This is a genomic window from Streptomyces sp. NPDC093225, assembly GCF_044753805.1.
Taxonomy (GTDB): Bacteria; Actinomycetota; Actinomycetes; order Streptomycetales; family Streptomycetaceae; genus Streptomyces.
In genome coordinates this window covers 129828-154982 of sequence record NZ_JBIVNX010000012.1, presented here as the reverse complement: position 1 = coordinate 154982, position 25155 = coordinate 129828, and the positions used below count along the sequence as shown (strand labels likewise).

General features: G+C 73.4%; 27 protein-coding genes. 16 read left to right on the top strand and 11 right to left on the bottom strand.

Annotation, left to right across the window (positions count from 1 at the left end; genetic code table 11):
- Positions 1 to 38: 38 nt before the first annotated feature.
- Positions 39 to 947 (top strand): LysR family transcriptional regulator, encoded by a 909-nt coding sequence (locus tag ACIQCH_RS14295; RefSeq protein WP_402580973.1) that lies wholly within the window; start codon positions 39 to 41, stop codon positions 945 to 947.
- Between the two features lie 92 nt (positions 948 to 1039).
- On the opposite strand, the gene ACIQCH_RS14290 is transcribed toward ACIQCH_RS14295, so the two are convergent.
- Positions 1040 to 1498, bottom strand: a complete 459-nt coding sequence (locus ACIQCH_RS14290; RefSeq protein ID WP_402580972.1) for a pyridoxamine 5'-phosphate oxidase family protein — start codon at positions 1496 to 1498, stop codon at positions 1040 to 1042.
- An 87-nt stretch (positions 1499 to 1585) separates the two neighbouring features.
- Between ACIQCH_RS14290 and ACIQCH_RS14285 the strand changes: the two genes are divergently transcribed.
- The gene (locus ACIQCH_RS14285; RefSeq protein WP_402580971.1) at positions 1586 to 2215 is read left to right on the top strand and encodes a cysteine hydrolase family protein; all 630 of its coding nucleotides are present in this window, start codon (positions 1586 to 1588) and stop codon (positions 2213 to 2215) included.
- 30 nt (positions 2216 to 2245) lie between these two features.
- On the opposite strand, the gene ACIQCH_RS14280 is transcribed toward ACIQCH_RS14285, so the two are convergent.
- Positions 2246 to 3127 (bottom strand): universal stress protein, encoded by an 882-nt coding sequence (locus ACIQCH_RS14280; protein ID WP_402580970.1) that lies wholly within the window; start codon positions 3125 to 3127, stop codon positions 2246 to 2248.
- A 210-nt stretch (positions 3128 to 3337) separates the two neighbouring features.
- Complete coding sequence (locus tag ACIQCH_RS14275) at positions 3338 to 4504, bottom strand: CapA family protein (RefSeq protein WP_402580969.1); 1167 nt, start codon at positions 4502 to 4504, stop codon at positions 3338 to 3340.
- Positions 4505 to 4649: 145 nt separating this feature from the next.
- Here ACIQCH_RS14275 and ACIQCH_RS14270 point away from each other — a divergent pair, with 145 nt between their 5' ends.
- The 11 genes from ACIQCH_RS14270 to ACIQCH_RS14220 all read left to right on the top strand — a co-directional run bounded on the left by ACIQCH_RS14270 (position 4650) and on the right by ACIQCH_RS14220 (position 15928).
- A complete protein-coding gene (locus ACIQCH_RS14270; protein WP_402580968.1) occupies positions 4650 to 4985 on the top strand; it encodes a hypothetical protein in 336 nt (111 codons plus the stop codon).
- A 161-nt stretch (positions 4986 to 5146) separates the two neighbouring features.
- Positions 5147 to 5974, top strand: coding sequence for an FAD binding domain-containing protein (locus ACIQCH_RS14265; protein WP_402580967.1), 828 nt, complete (start codon positions 5147 to 5149; stop codon positions 5972 to 5974).
- The gene (locus ACIQCH_RS14260) at positions 5971 to 8691 is read left to right on the top strand and encodes a molybdopterin-dependent oxidoreductase (protein WP_402580966.1); all 2721 of its coding nucleotides are present in this window, start codon (positions 5971 to 5973) and stop codon (positions 8689 to 8691) included. The genes ACIQCH_RS14265 and ACIQCH_RS14260 overlap by 4 nt, the downstream gene beginning before the upstream one ends.
- Before the next feature lie 3 nt (positions 8692 to 8694).
- Positions 8695 to 9666: an antibiotic biosynthesis monooxygenase gene (locus tag ACIQCH_RS14255; RefSeq protein ID WP_402580965.1), complete on the top strand. Its 972-nt coding sequence runs from the start codon at positions 8695 to 8697 to the stop codon at positions 9664 to 9666.
- A gap of 36 nt (positions 9667 to 9702) precedes the next feature.
- A complete protein-coding gene (locus ACIQCH_RS14250; protein WP_402580964.1) occupies positions 9703 to 10548 on the top strand; it encodes a HipA family kinase in 846 nt (281 codons plus the stop codon).
- Positions 10545 to 10928: a DUF3037 domain-containing protein gene (locus ACIQCH_RS14245; RefSeq protein WP_402580963.1), complete on the top strand. Its 384-nt coding sequence runs from the start codon at positions 10545 to 10547 to the stop codon at positions 10926 to 10928. Before ACIQCH_RS14250 ends, ACIQCH_RS14245 begins: the two co-directional genes overlap by 4 nt.
- Before the next feature lie 202 nt (positions 10929 to 11130).
- Complete coding sequence (fabG, locus tag ACIQCH_RS14240; RefSeq protein WP_402580962.1) at positions 11131 to 11892, top strand: 3-oxoacyl-ACP reductase FabG; 762 nt, start codon at positions 11131 to 11133, stop codon at positions 11890 to 11892.
- A 49-nt stretch (positions 11893 to 11941) separates the two neighbouring features.
- A complete protein-coding gene (locus tag ACIQCH_RS14235; RefSeq protein WP_402580961.1) occupies positions 11942 to 12745 on the top strand; it encodes an SDR family oxidoreductase in 804 nt (267 codons plus the stop codon).
- Positions 12746 to 12899: 154 nt separating this feature from the next.
- A complete protein-coding gene (locus tag ACIQCH_RS14230) occupies positions 12900 to 14480 on the top strand; it encodes an ABC transporter substrate-binding protein (protein WP_402580960.1) in 1581 nt (526 codons plus the stop codon).
- Between the two features lie 123 nt (positions 14481 to 14603).
- Positions 14604 to 15290, top strand: a complete 687-nt coding sequence (locus tag ACIQCH_RS14225; protein WP_402580959.1) for a uracil-DNA glycosylase — start codon at positions 14604 to 14606, stop codon at positions 15288 to 15290.
- Positions 15291 to 15433: 143 nt separating this feature from the next.
- On the top strand, positions 15434 to 15928 hold the full coding sequence (locus ACIQCH_RS14220; protein WP_402580958.1) for a hypothetical protein: 495 nt from the start codon (positions 15434 to 15436) through the stop codon (positions 15926 to 15928).
- On the opposite strand, the gene ACIQCH_RS14215 is transcribed toward ACIQCH_RS14220, so the two are convergent.
- A complete protein-coding gene (locus ACIQCH_RS14215; RefSeq protein WP_402580957.1) occupies positions 15916 to 16503 on the bottom strand; it encodes a hypothetical protein in 588 nt (195 codons plus the stop codon). The two genes, ACIQCH_RS14220 and ACIQCH_RS14215, sit on opposite strands and share 13 nt — an antisense overlap.
- Positions 16504 to 16647: 144 nt before the next feature.
- Positions 16648 to 17172 (bottom strand): DinB family protein, encoded by a 525-nt coding sequence (locus ACIQCH_RS14210; protein ID WP_402580956.1) that lies wholly within the window; start codon positions 17170 to 17172, stop codon positions 16648 to 16650.
- A gap of 81 nt (positions 17173 to 17253) precedes the next feature.
- On the opposite strand from ACIQCH_RS14210, the gene ACIQCH_RS14205 reads away from it, so the two are divergent.
- On the top strand, positions 17254 to 18159 hold the full coding sequence (locus tag ACIQCH_RS14205) for a Gfo/Idh/MocA family protein (protein ID WP_402580955.1): 906 nt from the start codon (positions 17254 to 17256) through the stop codon (positions 18157 to 18159).
- Here the strand turns inward: ACIQCH_RS14205 and lnt are convergent.
- The 4 genes from lnt to ACIQCH_RS14185 form a co-directional block, all read right to left on the bottom strand.
- Positions 18104 to 19828 carry an apolipoprotein N-acyltransferase gene (gene lnt / locus ACIQCH_RS14200; protein ID WP_402580954.1) on the bottom strand — a complete coding sequence of 575 codons (1725 nt, stop codon included), beginning with the start codon at positions 19826 to 19828 and terminating at the stop codon, positions 18104 to 18106. The genes ACIQCH_RS14205 and lnt overlap by 56 nt on opposite strands.
- Before the next feature lie 31 nt (positions 19829 to 19859).
- Positions 19860 to 20342, bottom strand: a complete 483-nt coding sequence (locus tag ACIQCH_RS14195; RefSeq protein ID WP_402580953.1) for a nuclear transport factor 2 family protein — start codon at positions 20340 to 20342, stop codon at positions 19860 to 19862.
- 130 nt (positions 20343 to 20472) lie between these two features.
- Positions 20473 to 20652: a hypothetical protein gene (locus tag ACIQCH_RS14190; protein ID WP_402580952.1), complete on the bottom strand. Its 180-nt coding sequence runs from the start codon at positions 20650 to 20652 to the stop codon at positions 20473 to 20475.
- 140 nt (positions 20653 to 20792) lie between these two features.
- On the bottom strand, positions 20793 to 21215 hold the full coding sequence (locus tag ACIQCH_RS14185; protein ID WP_402580951.1) for a cupin domain-containing protein: 423 nt from the start codon (positions 21213 to 21215) through the stop codon (positions 20793 to 20795).
- A 52-nt stretch (positions 21216 to 21267) separates the two neighbouring features.
- Between ACIQCH_RS14185 and ACIQCH_RS14180 the strand changes: the two genes are divergently transcribed.
- Positions 21268 to 22257 carry a helix-turn-helix domain-containing protein gene (locus ACIQCH_RS14180; RefSeq protein WP_402580950.1) on the top strand — a complete coding sequence of 330 codons (990 nt, stop codon included), beginning with the start codon at positions 21268 to 21270 and terminating at the stop codon, positions 22255 to 22257.
- 67 nt (positions 22258 to 22324) lie between these two features.
- Here the strand turns inward: ACIQCH_RS14180 and ACIQCH_RS14175 are convergent, their stop codons facing one another.
- The gene (locus ACIQCH_RS14175; protein WP_402580949.1) at positions 22325 to 23200 is read right to left on the bottom strand and encodes an undecaprenyl-diphosphate phosphatase; all 876 of its coding nucleotides are present in this window, start codon (positions 23198 to 23200) and stop codon (positions 22325 to 22327) included.
- Positions 23201 to 23355: 155 nt separating this feature from the next.
- Entirely contained in the window at positions 23356 to 24018 is a 663-nt protein-coding gene (locus tag ACIQCH_RS14170; protein WP_402581001.1) for a TVP38/TMEM64 family protein, read from the bottom strand.
- 307 nt (positions 24019 to 24325) lie between these two features.
- On the opposite strand from ACIQCH_RS14170, the gene ACIQCH_RS14165 reads away from it, so the two are divergent.
- Positions 24326 to 25063, top strand: coding sequence for a DNA alkylation repair protein (locus tag ACIQCH_RS14165; protein ID WP_402580948.1), 738 nt, complete (start codon positions 24326 to 24328; stop codon positions 25061 to 25063).
- The last annotated feature ends 92 nt before the right edge of the window (positions 25064 to 25155 follow it).

Genomic DNA, 25155 nt, shown 5'->3' with positions numbered 1-25155 from the left:
GCGAGAATTCATGGACCGGACCACGTAGCATCGCTTACATGTTGAACCTGGAGCGCCTGCGCACCCTCGACGCCCTGGCCCGGCACGGCTCCGTCAGCGGCGCCGCCGACGGCCTGCACGTCACCACCTCGGCCGTCTCGCAGCAGATGGCCAAGCTGGAGAAGGAGGTCGGCCAGCCGCTGGTGGCCCGCAGCGGTCGCGGCATCCGGCTCACCGACGCCGGCCGGCTCCTCGCCGACCACGCCGCGCGGATCATCTCCCAGGTCGAACTGGCCCAGGCGGACGTGGAGGCGCAGCGCGGCCGGGCGGTCGGCGAGCTGCGGATCGGGGCCTTCCCGACCGCCCTGCGCGGACTGTTCCCGAGCGCCCTGGTGGAGCTGCGCGCCGCCCACCCCGAACTGCGGGTGCGCACCTGGGAGATGGAGCCCGACGCCAGCCTGGGCGCGGTGGTGCGCGGCGACCTCGACCTGGCCGTCGGGATCGACTGGTACAACAAGCGCATGGCGGTGCCCGGCGAGCTGTTGCGCGCCGACCTGCTCGACGACGCGGCCGACGTCGCGGTGCCCGCGGACCATCCCCTCGCCGGACGCGCCGAGGTCGACCTGGCCGACTTCGGGGACGAGGACTGGATCTCCTGGAACGAGGGCCAGTTCTGCTACGAGTGGCTGGTCTTCACCCTGCGCGGCGAGGGCATCGAGCCCCGCATCCGGCACATCGCCGAAGAGCACCAGACGCAGCTGGCGTTCGTGGCCGCCGGGCTCGGGGTGTGCGTGACGCCCCGGCTCGGGCGCGGGCCGGTGCCGGCCGGCGTGCGGCTGCTGCCGGTGCGGGCGAGCGTGCGCCGGCACATCTACGTGGTCTGGCGGGCGGACGCGGACCGGCGGCCGTCGATCCGGGCGGCGGTGGACGCGCTGCGCGCGTCGGGGGCGCGGTACGCCGCGGCGTGAGCCGCGCGGCCGTACGCCCGGTCGCCGGCGGTACCTCGCGCGGCGGCGCCGGGCGTACCTCGGGCCCGCCCGCCCGGCCGCCGCAGGTCGTGTCAGAGCTTGCGGAAGTCCCAGGTGACGATCGATTCGGGGACGAGCCGCAGCCAGGCGTGGCGGCCGTCGTGGGGCATGGCGTCCAGGCCGAAGTTCTTGGCCGCGAACAGCCGCTCGGGCACGAGGAGTTCAGCGTGCGGCTCGCCCGTACGGGGGGCCTCGCCCACGAACTCCACCGTCCCCGACAGCTCCGCCCCGCGCAGGTCGCCGTACTCCTCGCCGGCGTCCACCACGACCGAGATCCGCGGGTCCTTGCGCAGGTCGGCCCAGCGGCGGCTGCGGGTGATCGAGTACAGCCACAGCGCCGTGCCGTCCCAGGCGAACCACAGGGCGCCGACGTGCGGCCGGCCGTCCGGCGAGACCGTCGCGACCCGGCAGGTGCGCTGTTCGGCCAGGAACGCGTCGAGTTCCCCGCGCGACATCATGATCCGGCGTCCCCGCCGCTGGGTCGTGTCCATTGCCCCGCCACCCCTTCACATCTGACTGTGTGTCAGGAAGCATGAGGGCTCTTCCGCCCGTACGCAACGACGCATCCAGGGGACGTCATGCCACAGGACGACCGGCTCGCCGCCCAGCTCGACCCCGCCACCACCGTCCTGCTGACCGTCGAGTGCCAGCAGGGCGTGGTCGGCGCCCACGGCGCCCTGCCCGAACTGGCAGCCGAGGCCCGCTCCTCCGGCGCCCTCGACCGGATCGCCGCCCTCGTGGCCGCCGCCCACGCCCGTGGCGTCCAGGTCGTCCACGCGGTGGCCGAGCGGCGCTCCGACGGGCGGGGCGCCAACACCAACGCCCGGCTGTTCCGGGCGGCCGGGCGGCTGCCCGTGCAGCAGCTGACCGGCTCCCCGGCCGTGTCGGTCGCCGAGCCGATCGAGGTGGCGGAGGAGGACCTCGTCGTACGCCGGCTGCACGGCCTCTCGCCGATCGCCGGCACCGACCTCGACCCGCTGCTGCGCAACCTCGGCTGCCGGAGCCTGGTCGTCACCGGCGTCTCGTCGAACGTGGCGATCCCGAACACCGTCTTCGACGCAGTGAACCTCGGCTACACCGCGGTGGTGCCCTCCGACGCGATCGCCGGCGTACCGGCCTCGTACACGCCCGAGGTGATCCGCAACTCGCTCGCCCTGGTCGCCACGATCACCACCACCGAGGACGTGCTCGCCCGCTGGCAGGCGTAGACCGCCGCGCGCCCGTCGTCGCGGCGCCGCTCACCGTCCGGCCGGCCGGCCGGCCTGGCGGACCGGGACGACGGCCACCGGGCACCGCGAACGGTGCAGCAGGGCGTGGGTGACCCGGCCGAGGTGGCCGTGCCGCCGCCGGGCCCCCACGACGACCAGGTCGGCATCGGCCGACGCGTCCAGCAGGGCCCGGTGGGCGGCGCCCTCGACCGGCCGCGTGCGCACCTCCACACCGGGGTGCTGCCCCATCGCCTCACGGAGTGCGTCGGTGAGGCCGGTCGGGGCGAGCTCCTCGTGCGCTCCGGGGGAGGACGCGGCCCGCGGCTGCTCCGCCACGTGATCGTGCCCGCGCCGGACCCGTACGGCCTCGAGGGCGCAGCCGCGGACCTCGGCCGCGCGCAGGGCGAACCGTACGGCGTCCGCTTCGCCGGCCGGGTCGTCGCCGACCCCCACCACCACCCGGCCGAAGACCCCGCTCCGGTTCGGTTCCGCACCGCGGACCACGACGACCGGGCACGCCGCGCCGGCCGCGACGGCAAGCCCCACCGACCCCAGGAGCATCCCGGCGATCTCGCCGCGGCCACGGGACCCGATGACCAGGGCGGACGATTCGTCCCCCGCTCGCAGCAGCGCCGAGACCGCGTCGTCGGGCAGCACGTCGCCCGACACCGTCATCTCCGGGGCGCGCTGCCGGACGCGTTCCGTGCACGCGGCGACGATGTGCTCCGCCATGAGCTCGTCGACGGGACGATCGGGGTCCGAGGGCGGGCCGACGCCTTCGTAGCGTTCCCACAGCGAGGCGTGGACCAGCCGCAGGGGCAGCCCGCGGCGGGCGGCCTCGTCCACCGCCCAGTCCACGGCCTGCAGGCTGGAGTCCGACCCGTCCACGCCCACGGTCAGGGGGTGTTCCATCCGGCCCACCGCCTTTCCCGGTGGCCACGGTGAAGACCACCCGCGCACACCGTCGCACCGTCCGTGATCCGCCGCCACCCGCCGCAGCCCACGCGGGTGTGCGGGGCCCCGGCGCGTGACCCGCCGGGGCCGTAGTCCTTCCGGACGGGCGCGCGACGCCATGCCGGTCGGGCACGCGCTCCACGGGCCGCGGGGACGGGGCTTGGGGGCTCATCCCGGGCCGAGGGCGAGGGTCGCGTCCTCCGTGACGGCCAGCGGCGTCGAGAAGGGACGGCCGTGACGCGTGAGGGCGTCGTGGAGCCAGCGGGCATCGGCGGGGGAGGCGCGCCGCAGCGTGAGCCGGCGCGCCCGGAAGGGGGTGAGGAGCAACCCGCGCAGGGCCCCCGTGGCCCGGTCGAGGCGGACGGTGTAGAGGACGCGGAGGTCGTCCCGGTACTGCTCGTAGCCCGTGATGCCCTCGTAGTCGTCGACGAGGTCTCCGCAGCCGTAGAGGATCAGCCGGTCGCGGTAGACCTCCAGGGGGCGGGGGTGGTGCGAGGAATGGCCGTGGACGAGGTCGGCGCCGCCGTCGACGAGGTCGTGGGCGAAGCGGACGTGCTCGGCGGGTATCCGGTAGCCCCAGTTGGAGCCCCAGTGGACGGACACGGCCACCCGGTCGCCGGGTCGGCGGGCCGCCTCGAAGCGGGCGACCAGGGCGGCCGCGGCCTCCCTCGAGGGGCTTCGGACGAGGGCGATGCCGCTGCGGTCCCCGGTGGCCGCCCAGTCGAGCGGGATGCCGCTGGACGGCATTCCCACCGAGAACACCAGGAGGCGGGGGACCTCCGCACGCGGTGAGCCCCTCGCGGACGAGCGGGGTACGAGTGCCACGGCCGCCGGCCGCCACGCGCCGACGGCGTCGCGCCCCGCGCCCGCCGTCCGCAGTGCGGCGGCGGCGAGGCTGTCGAGGGTCTCGGCCAGCCCTTCCCGGCCGAAGTCCAGCACGTGGTTGTTGGCCAGCGCGCACACGTCGGGCCGTGCGGCGACCAGGCACGGCAGGTTGGCCGGATGCATGCGGTAGTGGATGCTCTTGCCACGGGCGAACCCGCCCGCCCGCGTCACGCCGGTCTCCAGGTTCAGCACCCACGCGTCCGGGCCGGTCGCCCGCAGGACCTCCAGCAGATCGCCCCACGGCCACTCGAAGCCGGCGGGGCGCGGCACGGGTCCGTGCGCGGCCTCGGCGAGCTCGACGTACGTACGGGCGTCGGCCACGCCCGGCTCGGAGAGCTCCGGATCCCCGGGATGCGGCAGCACCTGATCGATGCCCCGCCCGAGCATCACGTCACCGGCGAGGCAGACGACGATCTCACCACCGGCCCCTGGGCCGCCGCCGGCGTCCACGTCTCCACGGTAGGCCCCGGCCCTCTGGAGGAGGGCCGGGGCCGCGAGGTCGGGATGCTGGAAGGGAGACGTCGACTGCGGGACGGGAGGGCCGTGTCCTGCGGGAGACGGTTTCCAGGCCGTCAACGACCAGGGGCAGACCGAAATGTGCGCCGAGCACTCGGAAGCGTTCCGCTTCCGCTTCTCCTTCCGTCCGGACTACGGCGGCGCGTGGGTCAACATCGGGCAGAACGTCTTCGTCCTGAAGTCCGGGCCCACCGGGTTCGGTTCGCGCCCGCTGCTCTTCTGCGGCGGCTCCGGCGACGGCACGGGCCAGCAGGTCGCGAACAACTCGGCGTCCGCCTACGACTGGTACGAGGGCTACTGCGGGAAGGTCTCCTACTATGCGGGCTACCAGGGCGCCTCCCGGGGCCTGGTGGACGACATCCGCAGCGGCAGCTCCGTCCGCAACGCCACCGAGGCGCTCGCGACGGGCTCGTGATGCGAGCCGGACCTCCGGCGGCAGGAGGCGCGACCGTCGTGGGTCGCGTCGGCGGCGGCCCGTCCCGCCCTGCGACGGGGGGCCGTGCGACCTAGACTGGAACGGAATCGCCAGGCCGGCCCTCCATGACACGATGCTCGTCCCGAGGGAGGTCGGTTCCCGTGGACCTCACCACCATCACCGAAGTCGTCCGGCGACCCTCCGAGAGGCCGGCCGCCGACTGGCGCGAGGGCGACGCCTGGCTGGCCGGCGGAACCTGGCTCTTCTCCGCGGAACAGCCCGACCTGCGCCGCCTGATCGACCTGACGGCGCTGCGCTGGGACCCCCTCGTCCCGAGCGGCGCGGGGCTCGAGGTCGGCGCCACGTGCACCATCCGCGACCTGTACGCCTTCAGGCCTCCGGACGACTGGACCGCGGGTCCACTGCTCACCGCGAGCTGCGAGGCCTTCCTGTCCTCGTTCAAGGTCTGGAACGCGGCGACCGTCGGCGGGAACATCTGCATGTCGCTGCCCGCCGGCCCGATGATCACGCTGACGGTGGCGCTGGAGGCCACGTACGAACTCTGGGCCCCCGACGGGTCCGAGCGCACCGTGGACGCCCTCGACTTCGTGACCGGCGACCACCGCAACGTCCTCGCCCCCGGCGAGATCCTGCGGCGCGTCCGCATCCCGGCGAACGCCCTCGGGAAACGCACCGCCCACCGCCGGTTCACGCTCACCCACCTCGGCCGGTCGACCGTCTTCCTCGTCGGTACGCGGACGCCCGGCGCGAACGACCTGCTGCTCACCGTCACGGCCGGGACCACGCGGCCGGTGCGCATGGCCTTCGACACGATGCCCGATGCGCCGACCCTGCAGCAGAGCATCGACGTCATCCCGGGCGACGTCTGGTTCGCCGATCCCAACGGGACCCCCGACCACCGGCGCCATCTGACGAAGCACTTCGCCGAGGAGATCCGCCGCGAACTCATGGACGGGGACCCGTCATGACGTACAGCGTCAACGGCAACGCCTTCGACCAGGAGCCGGAGCCGGGCCAGTGCCTGCGCACCTTCCTCCGCTCGCTCGGGCACTTCGGCGTCAAGAAGGGCTGCGACGCGGGCGACTGCGGCGCCTGCACGGTGTGGCTGGACGGCAGCCCCGTCCACAGCTGCATCACCCCCGCGTTCCGCGCGGAGGGCCACGAGGTGACCACCATCGAGGGCCTGGGATCACCCGGCGACCTGCATCCGGTGCAGCGCCGGTTCCGCGACGCGCCCGGATTCCAGTGCGGCTTCTGCACCGCAGGGATGATCATGACCTCGGCGGCGTTCACCGAGGCCCAGAAGGCGGACCTGCCCCGGGCGTTGAAGGGCAACCTCTGCCGCTGCACCGGCTACCGGGCCATCGAGGACGCGGTGAAGGGCGTCGTCGGCGTCGAGACGGCCGAGCCGGGAAGGGCCGTGGGGACGAGCGTGGGCGCACCCGCGGCCAACGACGTGGTGACCGGCCGGGCCGAGTTCACGATGGACACCCACATGGAGGGGATGCTGCACCTCAAGGTGCTGCACTCGCCCCACGCGCACGCCCGCATCCTCTCGATCGACAAGACCGCCGCCCTCGCGGTCCCCGGCGTGCACCGCGTCTACACCTGGGAGGACGTGCCGCGCAGACGTTTCACCACGGCCATCCACACCGACCACCTGGTCGACCCGGACGACACCTTCATCCTCGACGACACGGTCCGTTTCGTGGGCCAGCGCGTCGTCGCCGTGCTGGCCGACACGCCCGGCGCGGCGGCGGAGGGCTGCCGCAGGGTGGTCGTCGAGTACGAGCCGCTGCCGGCGGTGTTCGACCCCGAGGAGGCCATGGCCGAGGGGGCTCCGGCGGTCCACGGCGGCACGGAGGACCCCTTCGCCCACGATCCGGTCCACAACATCCTGCTCGAACTCCATGCGCACATCGGGGACGTGGCGGCGGGCTTCGCCGAGGCCGACGTGATCCACGAAGGCACGTACTCCTCACCCCGCGTGCAGCACGCACACCTGGAGACGCACGGCTCGATCGCCTGGATGGAGGACGGGAGGCTGAACGTCCGCACCAGTTCGCAGTCGCCGTCGATCGCGAAGGTCAAGCTGAGCCATCTCTTCGCGCTCCGCCCCGACCAGCTCCGGGTGTTCTGCAAGCGCGTGGGCGGCGGCTTCGGCGGCAAGCAGGAGGTGATCTCGGAGGACCTGGCGGCGCTCGCCACGCTGGACACCGGGCGGCCCGTCTGCTTCGAGTACACCCGCGAGGAGGAGTTCACCACCGCCTCGCCCCGGCACCCCATGACACTGACGATCAAGCTGGGCGCCCGGGTGGACGGCACGCTCACGGCCCTCCAGGTCCGCAACGTGTCGAACACCGGCGCCTACGGCAACCACGGCGGCGAGACGCTGTACGCCGGCGGCGCCGCCGTCATGATCTACCGCTGCCCCAACAAGAAGTACGACGCGTACTCGGTCTACACCAACACCGTGCCGAGCGGAGCGCTGCGCGGCTACGGGATGACGCAGCCGGCGTTCGCCATGGAGTCCGCCATGCACGAACTCGCCCTCGCCCTGCACATGGACCCGCTCGAACTGCGACGGCGCAACATCGTGCGGCCGGGTGACCCGCTCGTCGCCCTGCACGACGGCCCGGACGACGTGACGTTCACCGAGGACGGACTGGCGACGTGCATCGACCTGGTGGACCGGGCCATGGCCCGCTCGGCGGAGGAGCCGGACCTGGGCCCGGAGTGGCTCATCGGGTCCGGCGTCGCGAGCTCGATGCACGAGACCGCGCCCCCGACCGATCACATCTCCGAGGCCTGGGTCACGCTCGGCGACGACCTCATCTACGAAGTCGCCGTCGGCACCACCGAGTTCGGAGAGGGCACCTCCACCGCGCACGTCCAGATCGCGGCCGGGCAACTGGGCACCACGCCCTCCCGGATCCGCCTGGTGCAGTCCGACACCGACCGCACCGGATTCGACACCGGCGCCTTCGCGAGCGCGGGTCTGTTCGTGTCGGGCAACGCGGTGCTGCGGGCGGCCAACGCCGTGCGCGACCGCATCCTGGAGTTCGCCGCCGCCCACACGGGCATCCACGTCGTGATGTGCTCCATGGACGACGACGGCGTCACCTGCGGTGACCGGCGCGTGTCCCTGGCCGAGCTCGTGGCACTGGCCCGAGCGCGCGGCATCCGGTTCACCGCCGCCCGCAGGGCCTACGGCTCGCCCCGCAGCGTCACCTCCAACACCCACGGGTTCCGGATCGCCGTCCACCGGGTGACGGGGGAGATCCGCATCCTGTACAGCGTCCAGGCGACCGACGCGGGCGTGGTCATCAACCCCCAGCAGGTACGGGGACAGGTGGAGGGCGCCGTCGCCCAGGGCATCGGCTTCGCGCTGACCGAGAACTTCCTCCTCGACGCCGACGGGGCCGTGGTGAACCCGAACCTCCGCAACTACCGGATCCCCACCTACGCCGACGTGCCGCGCACCGAGCTGCTCCTCGTGGACTCGGCGGACTCCGTCGGCCCCCTGCGGTCGAAGGGCATGGCGGAGTGCGCCATCAACCCGGTGGCCCCCGCGCTGGCCAACGCGCTCCACGACGCCACGGGCGTCCGCTACCGGGCGCTGCCCCTGACCCCCGAACGGATCTACCGCCTGCTCGGCCAGAAGCAGCCCGCTCCCAAGGCCTGAGTCATGGACACCGACAAGCACGACGACGCCGTGGCGACGGCCATCATCGGCCAGAAGGTCCTGCCCGGTCGGGAGGGCGCGTACGAGGCCTGGCAGGACGAGGTGAACGCCGCAGCGGCCCGCTACCCCGGGTACCTCGGGGTGGAGGTCTCCCGGCCGACACCCCTGCAGCCCGAATGGGTCGTCGTCTACCGGTTCGACTCCATCCCCCACCTCCAGGCGTGGATCAACAGCGCGACCAGGCAGCAGCTGCTGGAGGTCGGCGACACGTATCTCGACGGCCCCGGAACCCAGCGCGTCCTCAGCGGCCACACCAAGGCCCCCGATCCGCTGGTGACCGCGGTGATCACGCACCGGGTCCCACCGGACCGCGTGGACGACTTCCTCACGTGGCAGCGTCGCATGAGTGAGGCGGAGAGCAGGTTCGAGGGATTTCGCGGAACCGAGATGTTCAGGCCGATCGAGGGTCTTCAGGACGAATGGACGACGCTGTACCGCTTCGACAGCGCCCAGCACCTCGACGCCTGGATCACCTCGACCGAGCGGCGGGAACTCCTGGCCGAGGGCCGGGAATTCAGCGATTTCCAGCTGACGGCGATCGACAACTCGTTCGGCAGCTGGTTCGCCTTCGAGGAGAACGGCACGGCGGCGCCCGCGCCCTCCGAGACGAAGACCGCCATCGCCGTCTGGGTCGGCCTGTACCCGACCGTCGTGTTCCTGACGCTCGCCCTGTCGCCGCTCCACATGCCGTTCTGGCTGGGGATGTTGGTGGGGAACCTGCTGTCCAGCCTCCTCATGACCTTCCTCACGATGCCCTTCTACGTGAACCGGCTGCTCAAACGGTGGCTGCGACCGCCCCCGGGCGAGCCGCCGGCGAGGAACAACCGGATCGGCCTCGGGATCGTCGCCGCGGCCACGGTGTTCTGGGTCGTGGTCTTCTTCCTCATGACGACGCAGATCTGGACACTTCCCTGATCGAGCGCGGTCGGCTCCTGCGGTTAGCCTGTGCGAATGCTCACAGAAGTGACCGCGACCCGTTACGTGACGCCCCTGCGCGAGGGCGGCTCGTTGCCGGGCATCGTCGAGGCCGACGACCTCGGCACGTACGTCATGAAGTTCACCGGCGCCGGCCAGGGGCGCAAGACCCTGGTCGCGGAGGTCGTCTGCGGCCGCCTCGCGCAGCGGCTGGGGCTGCGGGTGCCCGAACTCGTGCAGATCCAGCTCGACCCGGTCATCGGGCTCGGCGAGCCGGACCAGGAGGTGCAGGAACTGCTCAAGGCGAGCGGCGGCCTGAACCTCGGCATGGACTACCTGCCCGGCTCCCTCGGCTTCGACCCGCTGGCCTACCAGGTCGACCCGGTCGAGGCCGGGCGCGTGGTGTGGTTCGACGCGCTGATCAACAACGTCGACCGGTCCTGGCGCAACCCGAACATGCTGGTCTGGCACGGGGAGCTGTGGCTCATCGACCACGGCGCCACCATGATCTGGCACCACAACTGGCCCACCGCCGGGGCGGCGGCGGACAAGCCGTACAACGCCCACGACCACGCCCTCGCCCCCGTGGGCCCGGACATCGCGGCCGCGGCCGCCGAACTCGCCCCCCGCGTGACCCTGGACCTCCTCATGGACGTCGCCGCCGACGTGCCGGACGAGTGGCTGGTCGACGAGCCCGGCTTCGACTCCACGGACGCGCTGCGCCGGGCGTACGTCGACGTCCTCCTGCCGCGGGCCGCTACCATCCACGAGCGGATCTCGATGGAGAAGCCGGTCAAGGCCCCGCAGGGGCCTCCCGGTTGGCTCACCGACCACCTGACCGACTGGCCGCACCCGACCAAGAAGAAGAGCGAAGGCAAGTGAACGAGCGGGACGTCTTCGAGTACGCGCTGGTACGGGTGGTCCCCCGGGTCGAGCGCGGCGAGCTCTTCAACGCGGGCGTGGTGCTCTACTGCCGCGCCAAGTCCTACGTGGCCGCCCGGACCCACCTCGACGAGGCCAAGCTGCTGGCCCTGGACCCGGGCGCGGACGTGGCCGGCGTACGGGCCGCCCTGCGGGCCGTCGAGGGGATCTGCGCCGGCGGCGAGCGGGCCGGCCAGGCCGCCGGGGACGAGCCCGGGCGGCGCTTCCGGTGGCTGATCGCCCCCCGCAGCACCGTCGTCCAGCCGGGCCCCGTGCACACCGGTCTGACGGCCGACCCCGAGGCCGAGGTGGAACGCCTGCTCGACCTGCTGGTGCGCTGAGGCCGCGTACCGGGGCCCGCCGCCGGGGCCGGACGGTGGGCTGATCGGCGCGTGTGCGGCGGCCCTGGCGCACGGTGCCGTTGACACCGGGTGCCAGGGCTTCTAGCGTCAGCTCAGCTGAACCTACTAAGCGGTTGCTCAGAGGTCGCCGCCGCACCGCGCGGGCACCGGGCGCCGCACCCAAGGGCGAGGAGATCCCAGCATGTCCACCACCGAGCAGCGCGTCGCCATCGTGACCGGGGCCGCCCGGGGCATCGGCGCCGCGACCGCCGTCCGCCTTGCCGCCGAGGGCCGCGCCGTCGCCGTCCTGGACCTCGACGAGACCGCGTGCAAGGACACCGTGGAGGCCATCACCGCCGCCGGCGGCAAGGCCGTCGCCATCGGCTGCGACGTCTCCGACGCCGCCCAGGTCGAAGCCGCCGTCGAGCGCGTGGCCGCGACCCTCGGCGCGCCCACGATCCTCGTCAACAACGCGGGCGTGCTGCGCGACAACCTGCTCTTCAAGATGAGCGAGTCCGACTGGGACACCGTCATGAGCGTGCACCTGCGCGGCGCGTTCCTGATGGCCAAGACCGTCCAGAAGCACATGGTCGACGCGAAGTTCGGACGCATCGTCAACCTGTCGAGCAGCTCCGCGCTCGGCAACCGCGGCCAGGCCAACTACTCGGCCGCCAAGGCGGGTCTGCAGGGCCTGACCAAGACCCTGGCCATCGAGCTCGGCAAGTTCGGTGTCACGGCCAACGCCGTCGCCCCCGGCTTCATCGCCACCGACATGACCGCCGCCACCGCCGCCCGGGTCGGCATGGGCTTCGAGGACTTCCAGGCGGCGGCCGCCACCCAGATCCCGGTCCAGCGCGTGGGCCGCCCCGAGGACGTCGCCAACGCGATCGCCTTCTTCACCTCCGAGGCCGCGGGCTTCGTCTCCGGCCAGGTGCTGTACGTGGCCGGCGGCCCGCTCGACTAGCCGGCGCCCGCTCCGACAGACAGCCACGCACGGGACGAAAGGCACGCGCATGACGGAAGAGGCACAGGAGCACACCCGCGACCGGGCGCAGGAGCAGGGGCGGCGCCCCGACAGCGGCCGGGTCGCGCTGATCACCGGCGCCAGCCGCGGCATCGGCTACGGCGTCGCCGAGGCCCTGGTGGCCCGGGGTGACCGGGTCGTGATCACCGGGCGCAACGAGGACGCCCTCAAGGAGGCCGTGGAGCGGCTCGGCGCCGACCGGGTCGTGGGCATCGCGGGCAAGGCGCACGACGAGGCCCACCAGGCCGCCGCGGTGGACCGGGCCATGGAGGCCTTCGGCCGGGTCGACTTCCTGGTCAACAACGCCGGCACCAACCCGGTCTTCGGACCGCTCGCGGACATGGACCTCGGGGTGGCCCGGAAGGTGTACGAGACGAACGTGATCTCGGCCCTCGGCTTCGCCCAGCGCACCTGGCACGCCTGGCAGAAGGACCACGGCGGGGCGATCGTGAACATCGCCTCGATCGCGGGCCTCTCGCCCTCGCCGTTCATCGGCGCGTACGGCATGAGCAAGGCCGCGATGATCAACCTGACCATCCAGCTGGCGCACGAGATGGCCCCCGGCGTCCGGGTCAACGCGATCGCGCCGGCCGTGGTGAAGACCAAGTTCGCCCAGGCGCTCTACGAGGGCCGCGAAGCGGAGGCCGCGGCGGCCTACCCGCTGGGCCGGCTGGGCGTTCCGTCGGACATCGGTGGAGCTGCCGCTTTTCTCACGTCGGAGCAGTCGGAATGGGTCACGGGTCAGACACTGGTCGTTGATGGGGGAATCTTTCTCAATGCCGGAGTTGGGTGACCGATATCCGGACGGATTTCTTCCCTAAAGGGTCACAAACACCCATCTAATCGGACGAGTAATTGATCAAAAGCCCCATCGATCCTGACCATTGGATCGGTGGGGCACTGCGATATGGTCGGCCGGATCCCATGGTTGATCGAGGAGCGTGCACGTGTTCAACCGGACCAGATGCCTGCAGATCGCTGCGGCCCTTGCGTCCATATCCCTGCTCGCCGGCTGCGGCGTGTTTTCGGAAGATGACGAAAAGGGCAATCAGAAGCTCGTCGTGGGTACGACGAGCCGCCCCACGAACCTCGATCCCGCCGCCGCCTGGGACGGCTCCTGGGAGCTCTACCGGAACATCTACCAGACCCTCCTGGCCTTCCCCACCGGCTCCAGCAAGCCGCAGCCGGACGCCGCCCAGAGCTGCGAGTTCACCGACGCGGCCAACGAGTCGTACCGCTGCGTCCTGCGCAAGGGCCTGAAGTTCTCCGACGGCGAGGTGCTCGACGCCAAGGCCGTCAAGCACTCCCTCGACCGCATCCGCACGATCAACGACAAGCTCGGCCCCAAGGACCTCTTCGGCAGCCTGGAGCGCATCGAGACCAGCGGCGAGCTCACGGTCGTCTTCCACCTCAAGACGCCCGACGCCACCTTCCCCTTCGTGCTCGGCTCCCCGGCCGCCTCGCTGGTGGCGCCGAACCTGTACCCCGCCGACAAGCTGCGCACCGACGGCAAGGTCACCGGCTCGGGCCCGTACCTGCTCAAGGGCTACGACAAGCAGCACGCCGAGCTGGAGCGCAACTCCGGCTACTCGGGCTTCGCCGAGCGCAAGAACGACGCCGTGACGATCCAGTACTTCGACGAGTCGACGAAGATGGTCGCGGCGCTCAAGGCCAAGACCATCGACGCCACCTACCGCGGTCTGTCGGCCGCCGAGGTCAAGGACCTGCAGGGCTCCGACGCCCGCAAGCTCGGCATCCAGGTCGTCGACGGCGTCGGCTCCGAGATCCGCTACCTGGTCTTCAACCCGGCCGACGGCACCGTGGCCAAGCCCGCCGTGCGCAAGGCCATCGCCCAGCTCATCGACCGCGGCACCCTCGTCTCCACGGTCTACCAGGGCACCGCCGAGCCGCTGTACTCGATGGTCCCCAAGGGCGTGGCCACCCACAAGACGCCGTTCTACGACCGCTTCGGCCAGCCCAGCGGCACCAAGGCCCGGGCGATCCTGCGCGAGGCCGGGATCACCGAGCCGGTCCAGCTGACCCTGTCGTACACCACGGACCGGTACGGCTCCTCGACCGCGGACGAGTTCGCCGAGCTCAAGCGCCAGCTGGAGGCCAGCGGCCTGTTCAAGATCAAGCTGCAGGGCAAGCCGTGGAAGGTCTTCCAGCAGGGCTACAAGAACGGCGACTACGCCGTCTTCGGCCGCGGCTGGTTCCCCGACTTCCCGGACCCGGACAACTTCGTCGCGCCGTTCGTCGGCAAGGAGAACGCGGTCGGCACCCCGTACGACACCAAGGAGATCACCAACGAGCTGCTGCCCCGCTCGCGCCGCCAGAGCGACCGTGGCGCGGTCGGCAAGGAGTTCGAGCGGGCGCAGGAGATCCTCGCCCAGGACGTGCGACTGCTCCCGCTCTGGCAGGGCAAGCTGTACGTGGCGGCCGGCGAGGACGTCGCCGGCGCCGAGCGGGCCCTGGACCCGCAGACCGTCATGCAGATGTGGGAGTTCTCCCGCAAGACCAGCTGGTAGTCGCGCCCCGGGCGGGGAGTCCGGGACTCGGCCGACGCGTTGTCAGTGGTCGCCGGTAGGTTCTGGGGCAGTACAGAGAACGCTCTGTACGTGCTCACAGAATGTGCACCGGAGGTTGTTGACGTGACCGTGTCGCTGCCCGAGTCCTGGCTCCCCGTCCTCGGCGAGGAACTCGACAAGCCCTACTTCCAGGAACTCACCGAGTTCGTCGAGAAGGAGCGGGCCAACGGGCCGGTCTACCCGCCGCGCGAGCAGGTCTTCGCGGCCCTGGAGGCCACCCCGTACGACCGCGTCAAGGTGCTCGTCCTCGGCCAGGACCCCTACCACGGCGCCGGCCAGGGCCACGGCCTGTGCTTCTCCGTGCGCCCGGGCGTCAAGACCCCGCCCTCCCTGCGCAACATCTACAAGGAGATGAACGCCGAGCTGGGCCTGCCCGTCCCGGACAACGGCTACCTGATGCCGTGGGCCGAGCAGGGCGTCCTGCTGCTCAACGCGGTGCTCACCGTCCGCGAGGCCGAGCCCAACTCGCACAAGGGCAAGGGCTGGGAGAAGTTCACCGACGCCGTGATCCGCGCCGTCGCCTCCCGCCCCGACCCGGCCGTCTTCGTGCTGTGGGGCGCGTACGCCCAGAAGAAGCTCCCGCTGATCGACGAGAGCCGGCACGTGGTCGTCAAGGGCGCCCACCCCTCCCCGCTGTCCGCCAAGAAGTTCTTCGGCTCGCACCCCTTCACGCAGATCAACGAGGCCATCGCGGCCCAGGGCCATGAGCCGATCGATTGGCGTATCCCGGACCTCGGCGCGGGCGCCTGAGCGTCTGCGCGGCAACTCCGCCCGGTGACGGATAGCGTCGGGGCGATCACCGGGGCCGATCACTCCGGCCCCGGTGATCGCCCGTTTCGGTTTTTTCGCACGTGTTCGGGTGATCGCGCGTGTACGGGGCACGGGAGGCCACGGTGACGGACCAGCAGCAGGCGTCGGAGGACGCCGTCATGACCAGGATCGGGCAGGCGGTCATGCTCCTGCACGCCGGCGACCGGGCCGAGGCCCGCGACCGGCTCGCCGACCTGTGGACCGAGATCGGCCACGACGGCGACCCGCTGCACCGGTGCACCCTGGCCCACTACATGGCCGACGCCCAGGACGAGCCCGAGGCGGAGCTGGCCTGGGACCTGCGGGCCCTGACGGCCGCCGAGGGGCTCGGCGACGGCCGGCTCGCGCGCCACGAGCCGGCGCTGGTCGTGCGCGCCTTCTACCCCTCGCTGCACCTCAACCTCGCCGCCGACTACCTCAAGCTCCGCCGGCCGGACGCGGCCCGGTCCCATCTGGACCGGGCGCGGGCCGCGACCGACGCGCTGGGCGACGACGGGTACGGGGACGGGGTACGGGCCGCCATCGAGCGGCTCGAACTGCGGCTGCGGGGCGAGGAGGGGCGGCCCTACTCGCCGTAGACGTCCGAGCAGATCCGCGACTCCGGGCCGTCCTTCTTCCACTGGCCGAAGCGCCGCCCCACGGCGCACACGTCGGCCGGTCGCAGCGGCACCGGGGGCGCGGCCTCGGGGCGGCCCCGGCCGCCCGCGTGCGGGTGCTTCGGCTCCTTGGCGTGTCCCCGGCCCGGTGCGGCCGCCGCGGGGGGCTCCAGCTCGTCGGCGGGCGCCTCCACGGGCGCCGGGCCGGGTTCCGGTTCCGCGCGGGAGCCCGGGCGCGTTCCCGGCCGCCGGGCGGCGGCCACCGCCCCGTCCGCGGGCTTCGCGTCGGCCGCGGCGCCGGCCCCCGACGACGGGGCGGCGCGCTCCTCGGCCGGCGCCGCCTCCAGCGCCTCCAGGGCCGGGGCCCGGACGACCACCGGGGCGTCCCCGGGACCGCCGCGGGGCTCGTACCGCGGGTCTTCCGCCTGCTGCTCCGGCGGCACCGCGGTGGCCGCGGGCCGGAGCGCATCGGGGTTCACGTTCACGCAGCCGGAGACGGCCGAGACCGCGGCGGCGACTCCGAGCAGCAGCTTTGTCGTGGTTCGGGTGGGATGCACTCGCGCAACTCTGCTGTGCCCGCCCCCCGATGCGGAAACCAGGAGGCGAAATTCACCCCGCACGGGTGACCGGGCGATCCGGGGTGACGCGGCCGGTCGACGCCCTGCCCGGCGCGGCCCGCGGGGACCGTCCGGGACCCGGCGTCAGTCGCCCGTCGACCCGTCGACGTGCTCGCGCAGCAGGTCCGCGTGCCCGTTGTGGCGGGCGTACTCCTCGATCATGTGGGTGTACACCCAGCGCAGGCTGTACGGCTCGTCGGTACGCCGGCTCCGGCGCACCGACAGCTCGTCCAGCGACCGGGACGCGGCGATCTCGCGGGCCCGCGCGATGGCCTCCTGGCGGGCCGCCTCCGCCTCCTCGTAGGTGTGCTCCTCGGTCACGTGGAAGTCCCCGTCCTGGTCCTCCTCGGTGCAGTACAGGTCCGGGAGGTCCAGGTCGAGGGTGACCTGCTGGAACCACCAGCGCTCCACCTCGGCCATGTGCCGGGTCAGCCCGAGCAGCGTCAGCTCGGAGGGAGCCAGGACCGGCCGGCGCAGCTGCTCGTCGGTCAGGCCCTCGCACTTCGCGGCCAGGGTGGCGCGGTGGTAGTCCAGCCAGCCGTCCAGCATCTCGCGCTCGGCGGCGGTGGTCGAGGGCTCCTGGCGTTCGATCTTCGTCATGGCCGTCATCCTCATCGAACGCCGCGGCGAACGCCAGGGATTAAGCTGGCGGCGTCCCCCCCCCGGTACCCACGCTCAGGAGGCGCCCCGGTGAAGGTCGGCTGCATCGGACTCGGCGACATCGCGCAGAAGGCCTACCTTCCGGTCCTCGCCGCCCGCCCGGACCTCGAACTGCACCTCCAGACCCGCACCGCCGCCACCCTCGACCGGGTCGGCGCCACGTACCGGGTGCCGGCGGCGCAGCGACACTCCGACCTCGACGCGCTGCTCGACCAGGGACTCGACGCCGCCTTCGTGCACGCCCCGACCGAGGTCCACCCCGAGATCGTCGCCCGCCTCCTGGAGGCCGGCGTGCCCACGTACGTGGACAAGCCGCTGGCCTACGAGTACGCCGCCTCCCGGCACCTCGTCGAACTGGCCGAGAAGCGCGAGGTCTCGCTGGCCGTCGGATTCAACCGCCGCTTCGCGCCCGGCTACGCGCAGTGCGCCGAGCACCCGCGCGAGCTGATCCTCATGCAGAAGAACCGGGTCGGCCTGCCCGAGGACCCGCGCAGCCTCGTGCTGGACGACTTCATCCACGTCGTCGACACCCTGCGCTTCCTGGTGCCGGGCCGGCCCGACGACGTCACCGTGCGGGCCCGGGTCCGCGACGGGCTGATGGAGCACGTCGTCCTCCAGCTGTCCGGCGACGGCTTCACCGCGATCGGCGTGATGAACCGCCTCTCCGGTTCCACGGAGGAGGTCCTGGAGGTCTCCGGCCAGGACACCAAGCGCCAGGTCGTGAACCTCGCCGAGGTGATCGACCACAAGGGCCAGCCGAGCGTGCGGCGCCGCGGCGACTGGGTGTCGGTCGCGCGCCAGCGCGGCATCGAGCAGATCGTGGACCACTTCCTGGCCGCGGTCGAGATGGGCGCCGTGCTGAGCGCCCGCGACGCGCTGCTCACCCACGAGCTGTGCGAACGGGTGGTGCGGGAAGCGCTGGAGCAGGCGGCCTGAGCGGCCGTACGGTCCGCAGGGCCTCCCGCCCGCACAGCGCCACCAGCACCAGCAGCGCCCCGTAGGGCACCCAGTCGCCCAGCCGCACGTACAGGGTCGTGCCGTGCGCCAGCGGGACGTCGTAGACGGCCGCGGCACGCCGGTCGGTGCCGAGGCGGGCGCCGATCTGCTCCCCGCCCGGGCCCCGGACCACGCTGACGCCGGTCAGGGTGGCGTGCACGAAGGGGCGGCCCGTCTCGGCGGCGCGCAGCGCGGCGAGCGAGGCGTGCTGGGCGGGGGCCCAGCTGTCCTGGAACGTCGAGGTGGCCGACTGGGCCACGAGCAGGGCCGCGCCGTCGCGGGCCAGCCGGCGGCTCATGTCGGGGAAGGCGGACTCGAAGCAGACCAACGGGCCGACGGGCAGCCCGGCGGCGGGAGCCGTGTCGGGGGCGGTTCCGGGAGTGGTGCCGGTGCCGGGCCGCGCGTCGGCCCGCGGGGCCCCGGCGGACCGGCCCGCGCCGCCGGCCCCGTCCTGCCCGGCGGCGCGGGCGGGCAGCCGCATCACGACCTGGGCGCTGCCGCGGCGCCGGTCCTCGTCGGCCGCCCGGCCGACCGAGGTGGCCCAGCCGAGCAGCGACCGCGCCGGCACGTACTCGCCGAACGGCACCAGCCGCATCTTGTCGTACCGCTGCCCGGTCGGGCCCGAGGGCCCCACGAGCACCGAGGACTTGAATATCCCCGGCCGGTCCGAGCGGCGCGCGTCCACGTTCACCAGCAGCGGCGCGCCCACCTCCGCCGACAGCCGGGCCAGCCGCCGGGCCAGGTCGGGCCTGGCCGCGAGGTCGGCGCCCACGCTCGACTCGCCCCACACCACCAGGTCCGGGTGCGTCCCGACCAGCTGCCGCGTCAGCCGCTCCTGGGCCGCGAACCGCACGTCCGCCGCATCGGGGCCGTCGATCATCCCGGGCTGTACGAGCGCCACCCGGACCAGCCCCGACACCTCGGGCCGGGGCGCCCAGGCCCACACCGCGCCGGTGAGCACCGCGCACGCCGTCACCCCGCCGAGGCCCACGGTGGCGGTCCGGCGGCCGCGCGGGCCCGGGCCCGGCTCCCGGGCCAGCAGCAGCACCCACGCGCAGTTGACCGCGACCACGACCGCGCTGACGAGCCACACCCCGCCCACCGACGCCAGTCGGCGCGCCGCCGGCACCTGCCACTGGCTGGCCCCCAGCAACCCCCACGGGCCGCCCAGCCCCTGCCAGGAGCGGGCGAGTTCCGACAGCAGCCAGCCGGAGGGCAGCACGAGCAGCGCCCAGGCGGCCCGCCCCGGCCCGGGGGAGCCGGCGAGCAGGTGCCGGGCGAGCATCCCCCACGGGATCCACAGCGCCCCGAGCAGCGCGGCCAGCGGCAGCAGGAACACGTGCAGGCTCGGCAACAGCCAGTGGTGCACGGCGAGGACGAAGCCGGTTCCGCCGAGCCAGCCGTCCAGCGCGGCCCGTCGCGCCGTCGGCGCCCCGCGCGCCAGCAGCAGCCACGGGACGAGCGCCACGTACGCGAACCACCACAGTCCCGGTGCCGGGAACGCGAGGGCCGGCAGCGCGCCGGCCAGCAGCGCGGCCGCGCCACGCCACCAGGGGGAGGCGAGGAGTGCCCGCGCCCGCCCGGACCGCCACCACCGCATGAGCCCCATAAGGCGCCTCCCCTACCAGTGTGGGTCGGGATCAGCGCGCCGTCGCGGGCTCCGGGGGCGCGAACTGCCGCCACTTCTCGTGCACGGTCACCGACCGCAGCCGCCAACCGTCGGCGGTGCGCGCCAGCAGGAACGTGTAGCGGCCCCCCGCGGTGAAGTTCGGGGCGGTGTCGGTGTCCTCCGGCTCCCTCAGCCGCATGGGGTTGAGGAAGTCGGCGCGCACCTCGGCCCGGTCGCCGGGCGAGCCGCCGGCGTCCTCCAGTTCGATGCGGCGGTTGACGATCAGGTGCTGGCGCACGGGGAACATGAGCATGGTCTGCTCCAACCACCCCGCGACCTGCTCGGCGGGGCCCTCGATCCCGCCCGCGGAGGTGTAGTCGGCCCGGCCGTCCCGGGTGAACAGGGCGCGGTAGGCCGCCCAGTCGCCGTCGTCGACGGCGTTCGCGTACCCGGTGACCAGGGCGTCCACGGCCAGTCGGTCCATCACGGTCGCGAGGTCCACACGCTGCGTCATCGGGTCATCATGGGACACCCCGGCGTCGAGGCCAAGGCCCGTGCGACCCCGGATCGTCGCGCCGTCCGGACACCGCCCCCGACGCCTCCCGGGGGACCCGGCGGCCCGACGTGCCCGGTCGACCGCGCGGTCAGCCCCCGGGAAGCGCGTCCCGCTGCCGTACGACGACCAGGAACGCGTCGGTGGCGAGGTCCATCACCACCTCCGCGGCCACCCCCTCCCGCATCCGCTCGGCCGCGTACTCCTCCGCGGGCCAGCTCCCGTGCGGACTACCCGCCGGAAACCGCTCCAGTACCACTCGGCCACCCATCGGGCACCCCCAGGCTCCTCGCGACGGCCGCACCGCTGCGCACCGCCTCCCCGGGCACAACGACGCCAAGCCTGCCGGGGAACGTTCCCGTACTCCGGCGCGTCGTCGTGCGCGGGGCCCGGGTTCACCCGCCCGGCGGGTCAGAGGGGGTGGCCGGTGGTGGCGTCGACGTGGGCGGGGACGGTTCCGTGGCGGGTTCCGGTGGTGCGGGTGCCGGTGGGCTCGAAGAGGAGGAGGCGGGCTCCCGAGGGGGCGTGGGGCTTGTGCTCCGTGCCGCGCGGGACCGTGAAGACCGAGCCCCCGGGGAGGTGGACGGTGCGCTCGCCGGCCGGTTCGCGCAGGGAGATCCACAACTCGCCGTCGAGCACGAGGAAGAACTCGTCGGTGTCGTCGTGCGCGTGCCACAGGTGCTCGCCCGCGACCTTGGCCACGCGGACGTCGTAGTCGTTGACGCGGGTGACGATGCGGGGGCTCCACAGGGCCTCGAAGGAGTCGAGCGCGGCGGCCAGGGAGACGGGACCGGGGGCAGGGGCAGGGGCGGGGGCGGTGCGTTCGTCGGTCATGGCTCCAGGGTCCGGCCTGGCCGGGGCCCGGCGTGAGTGCTAGGAATCGCACATGACGCAAGGATCCTCGCAGTCCCCGCACCGGGTGGTCGTGATCGTCGACGAGAACTCCAACCCCTTCGAGCTCGGGTGCGCGACCGAGGTGTTCGGGCTGCGCCGGCCCGAGCTGGGCCCGGACCGCCTGTACGACTTCCGGCTGTGCGCGCCCGAACCGGGCACCCTGATGCGTGACGGGTTCTTCACCTTGTCCGGGGTGGCGCCGCTGGCGGCGGCGGAGGAGGCCGACACCCTGATCGTCCCCAACCGGCCGGACACCGAGGTGCCGCGCCGGCCGGCGGTGCTGGCGGCCGTGCGGCGGGCGCACGCGCGCGGGGCGCGGCTGATCGGCTTCTGCAGCGGCGCCTTCACGCTCGCGGAGGCGGGGGTGCTCGACGGGCGCCGGGCCACGGCGCACTGGCAGTGGGCGGACGAGTTCCGGGCCCGGTTCCCCGCCGTCCACCTGGAGTCCGACGTGCTGTTCGTCGACGACGGGGACGTCCTCACGTCGGCCGGCAGCGCCGCCGCGCTCGACCTCGGGCTGCACGTGGTCCGCCGTGACCACGGCGCCGAGGTGGCCAACTCGGTCAGCCGGCGGCTGGTGTTCGCGGCGCATCGCGACGGCGGCCAGCGGCAGTTCGTCGAGCGGCCGGTGCCGGAGCCGCGCGACGAGTCGCTGGGGCCGCTGGTGGCCTGGGCGCAGGAGCGGCTGGACACCCCGCTGAAGGTGGCCGACCTCGCCGTACGGGCGGCCGTGAGCCAGGCGACCCTGCACCGGCGCTTCCGCGCCCAGCTCGGCACGACCCCGCTGGCCTGGCTCACCGCCGAGCGGCTGGCGCTGGCCTGCCGGCTCATCGAGCGCGGGGAGCCGCGGCTGGAGGTCGTGGCCCGCCGCAGCGGCCTCGGTACGGCCGCCAACCTGCGGGCCCTGATGCGGCGGGAGACGGGGCTGACGCCGTCGGCGTACCGGGCCCGGTTCGGGCCGGGCGGGGGTCGGGCGGGGTGAGTCCCGGGTCCGGAGGCCGGGGTCGGGGGCGCGGGCCGAGGGCCGGGGCCGAGGGTCGGGGGGACCGCTACTGGCCGGACTCGCCGGCGTGCGGGCTGAGGACGTCGGTGCCGACGAGGACGTAGAGCGCCAGGCCGAGCAGGATGCGGTAGATCACGAAGGGCATGAAGGACTTCGTGGTGATGAACTTCATGAACCACGCGATCACCGCGTAGCCGACGACGAAGGCGATCACCGTCGCGAAGATGGTCTGGGGCCACGCCACGTGGCCCTCGCCTATCGCGTCCTTCAGCTCGTAGCCGCCCGAGGCCAGCACCGCCGGGATGGCGAGCAGGAAGGAGTAGCGGGCCGCCGCCTCGCGGGTGTAGCCCATCAGCAGGCCGCCGCTGATCGTGGCGCCGGACCGGGAGACGCCCGGGACCAGTGCCATCGCCTGGCAGACGCCGAAGACCAGGCCGTCGCGGACGCCCAGCTCGCGCAGCGTCTTGCGCTCCCGGACCGCCCGGTGCCGGCCGCCGGCCTCGTCGCGGGCGGCGAGCCGGTCGGCGACTCCCAGCACGACGCCCATGACGACCAGGGTCGTCGCGGTCAGTCGCAGGTCGCGGAACGGACCCTCGATCGCGTCCTTGAGCGTGATGCCGAGGACGCCGATGGGGATGGATCCGACGATCACCAACCAGCCCATGCGGGCGTCGTGGTCGGAGCGCATCGACCGGTCGGTGAGCGAGCGGAACCAGGCGGAGACGATCCGCACGATGTCCTTGCGGAAGTAGATCAGCACGGCGGCCTCCGTGCCGATCTGGGTGATCGCGGTGAAGGCCGCACCCGGGTCGTGCCAGTTCGCGAACGCCGCGGTCAGCCGCAGGTGGGCGCTGGAGGAGATCGGCAGGAACTCCGTGAGCCCTTGGACGAGACCGAGGATGAAGGATTCGAACCAGCTCATGACGGGGTGCGCTCGTCCTTGTGATCGTGGGGCGGGTCGCGTCCGATGCTAGGGCCCGTTCGGGTGATCTTTGACCGCAGGGGCGCGCCGTCCGTGATCGTGCACGGCAGCCGGATCGTTCTTCATCCGGGCGCCGTCAGCTGTTCATCAGATGGTCATTTCTGAGACCCGGAGGGCAGCCGGTGGCGGTGCCGCCAGGCCACGGCGGTGGCGGCCAGCGCGGAGACGGCGATGAAGCCCGTGGCCGCCAGGAAGACGGGGGAGCCGGGCGAGGCGGCGCGGCTGCCGGCGACGACGTACGCGGCGGTGTTCGGCACGGTGCCCAGCGCCGTCGCGACGAGGAACGGAACCCAGCCCACCCGCGAGACCGCCGCGCAGTAGTTGGCGGCGGCGAACGGCAGGCCCGGGAAGAGGCGTACGGCGAGCATCGACCGGAAGCCGTGCCGGTTCAGCTGCCCGTCCGCGGCGGTCAGCCACCGCCCGCGGACCAGCGGCCGCAGCGCGTCCCGGCCCAGCAGCCGGCCCAGGCCGAAGGCCGCCGCGGCGCCCAGGACGGTGCCGGCGACCGCGGAGGCCAGGCCGCCGAACGTGCCGAAGACCGCGCCCGCGGCCAGGTTCAGCAGCGGCCGGGGCACGAAGGCGGCCGTGCACACGCCGTAGCCCGCGGCGAAGAGCAGCACCGCCCCCGCGCCGCCCACCTGCGGCGGCGGCCAGCCCTCGGAGAGGAGGCGCTGGGGTTCGTAGACGACCGCGCCCACCGCCGCCGCGGCCAGCACGAGGACCAGCAGCCCCAGCCGGCACCAGGGCCCGAGCAGCACCCGCGCCCAGCGCGCGGACGGTCCCGCCGGGCCGGGGGCGTCGGTGGCGTCGGTGGCGCCGGTGACGAGGGAGTCGTGGGACGCCCCGTCGGCCGCGGCGGTGGCGTCGACCGCGACGGCACCGGCCGGGTCGGCGGCGCTCGGGGCGGCGCCGGCCGGGGCGGCGGCCGTGCGTACGGACGGTGGCCGCCCCGCCGCGGGGGAGGCCGCGGTACGGGCGGGGGCGTCGACCGGCGGCCGGGCGGCGGGGAGGGGCATCCGGGCAGGCTAGCCGAAGCCACCGCGGGGCCGCCGTAACCTGGACCTCATGCCGACCCCCGCCGGACCGGCCCGCGACGCCGCAGCCCCGGCTCCCACGGTCCCCGCCAGCGGGCTCGCCGACATCGTCCTGGCCCGCCTGACGGCGGTCTACCCCACCGCGGCCGATCCCGTACGGGCCGCCTCGGCCGCCGCGTACATGAAGGACGTCGCGCCCTTCCTCGGCATCCCGACGCCGCTGCGCCGCACGCTCTCGCGCGAGGTGCTCCTGGGCACCGCCCGCCCCACCGAAGCGGACTGCGCCGCGATCGCGCTGCGCTGCTGGGGACTGCCCGAGCGCGAGTACCAGTACTTCGCCGTCGACTACCTGCGCCGGTACGCGAGCCGCTGCTCGTCCGGGTTCCTGCCGGTGGTCCGGCACCTGATCGTCACCGTGCCCTGGTGGGACACCGTCGACCTGCTCGCCGCCCACACCGTGGGGCCGCTCGTGGCCGCCGATCCGGCGCTGACCGCCGTGATGGACGCGTGGATCGAGGACGACGACCTCTGGCTCGCCCGCACCGCCCTCCTGCACCAGCTGCGCTACCAGGCCGCCACCGACCGCGACCGCCTCTTCGGGTACTGCCTGCGCCGCGCCGACCACCCGGACTTCTTCATCCGCAAGGCGATCGGCTGGAGCCTGCGGGAGTACGCCAAGACCGACCCGGCGGCGGTGGCCGCGTTCGTGGACGGTGCGCGCGACCGGCTCTCGCCCCTCTCGGTCCGCGAGGCGCTCAAGAACCTCTGAGCCGCGGCCGGAGCGGGGCGGCCGTGGACCCCGGGCTATCCGCGGACAGGGGGGTGCGCGAGACTGCGGGCGTACGCAGACGGTGGTCCGCG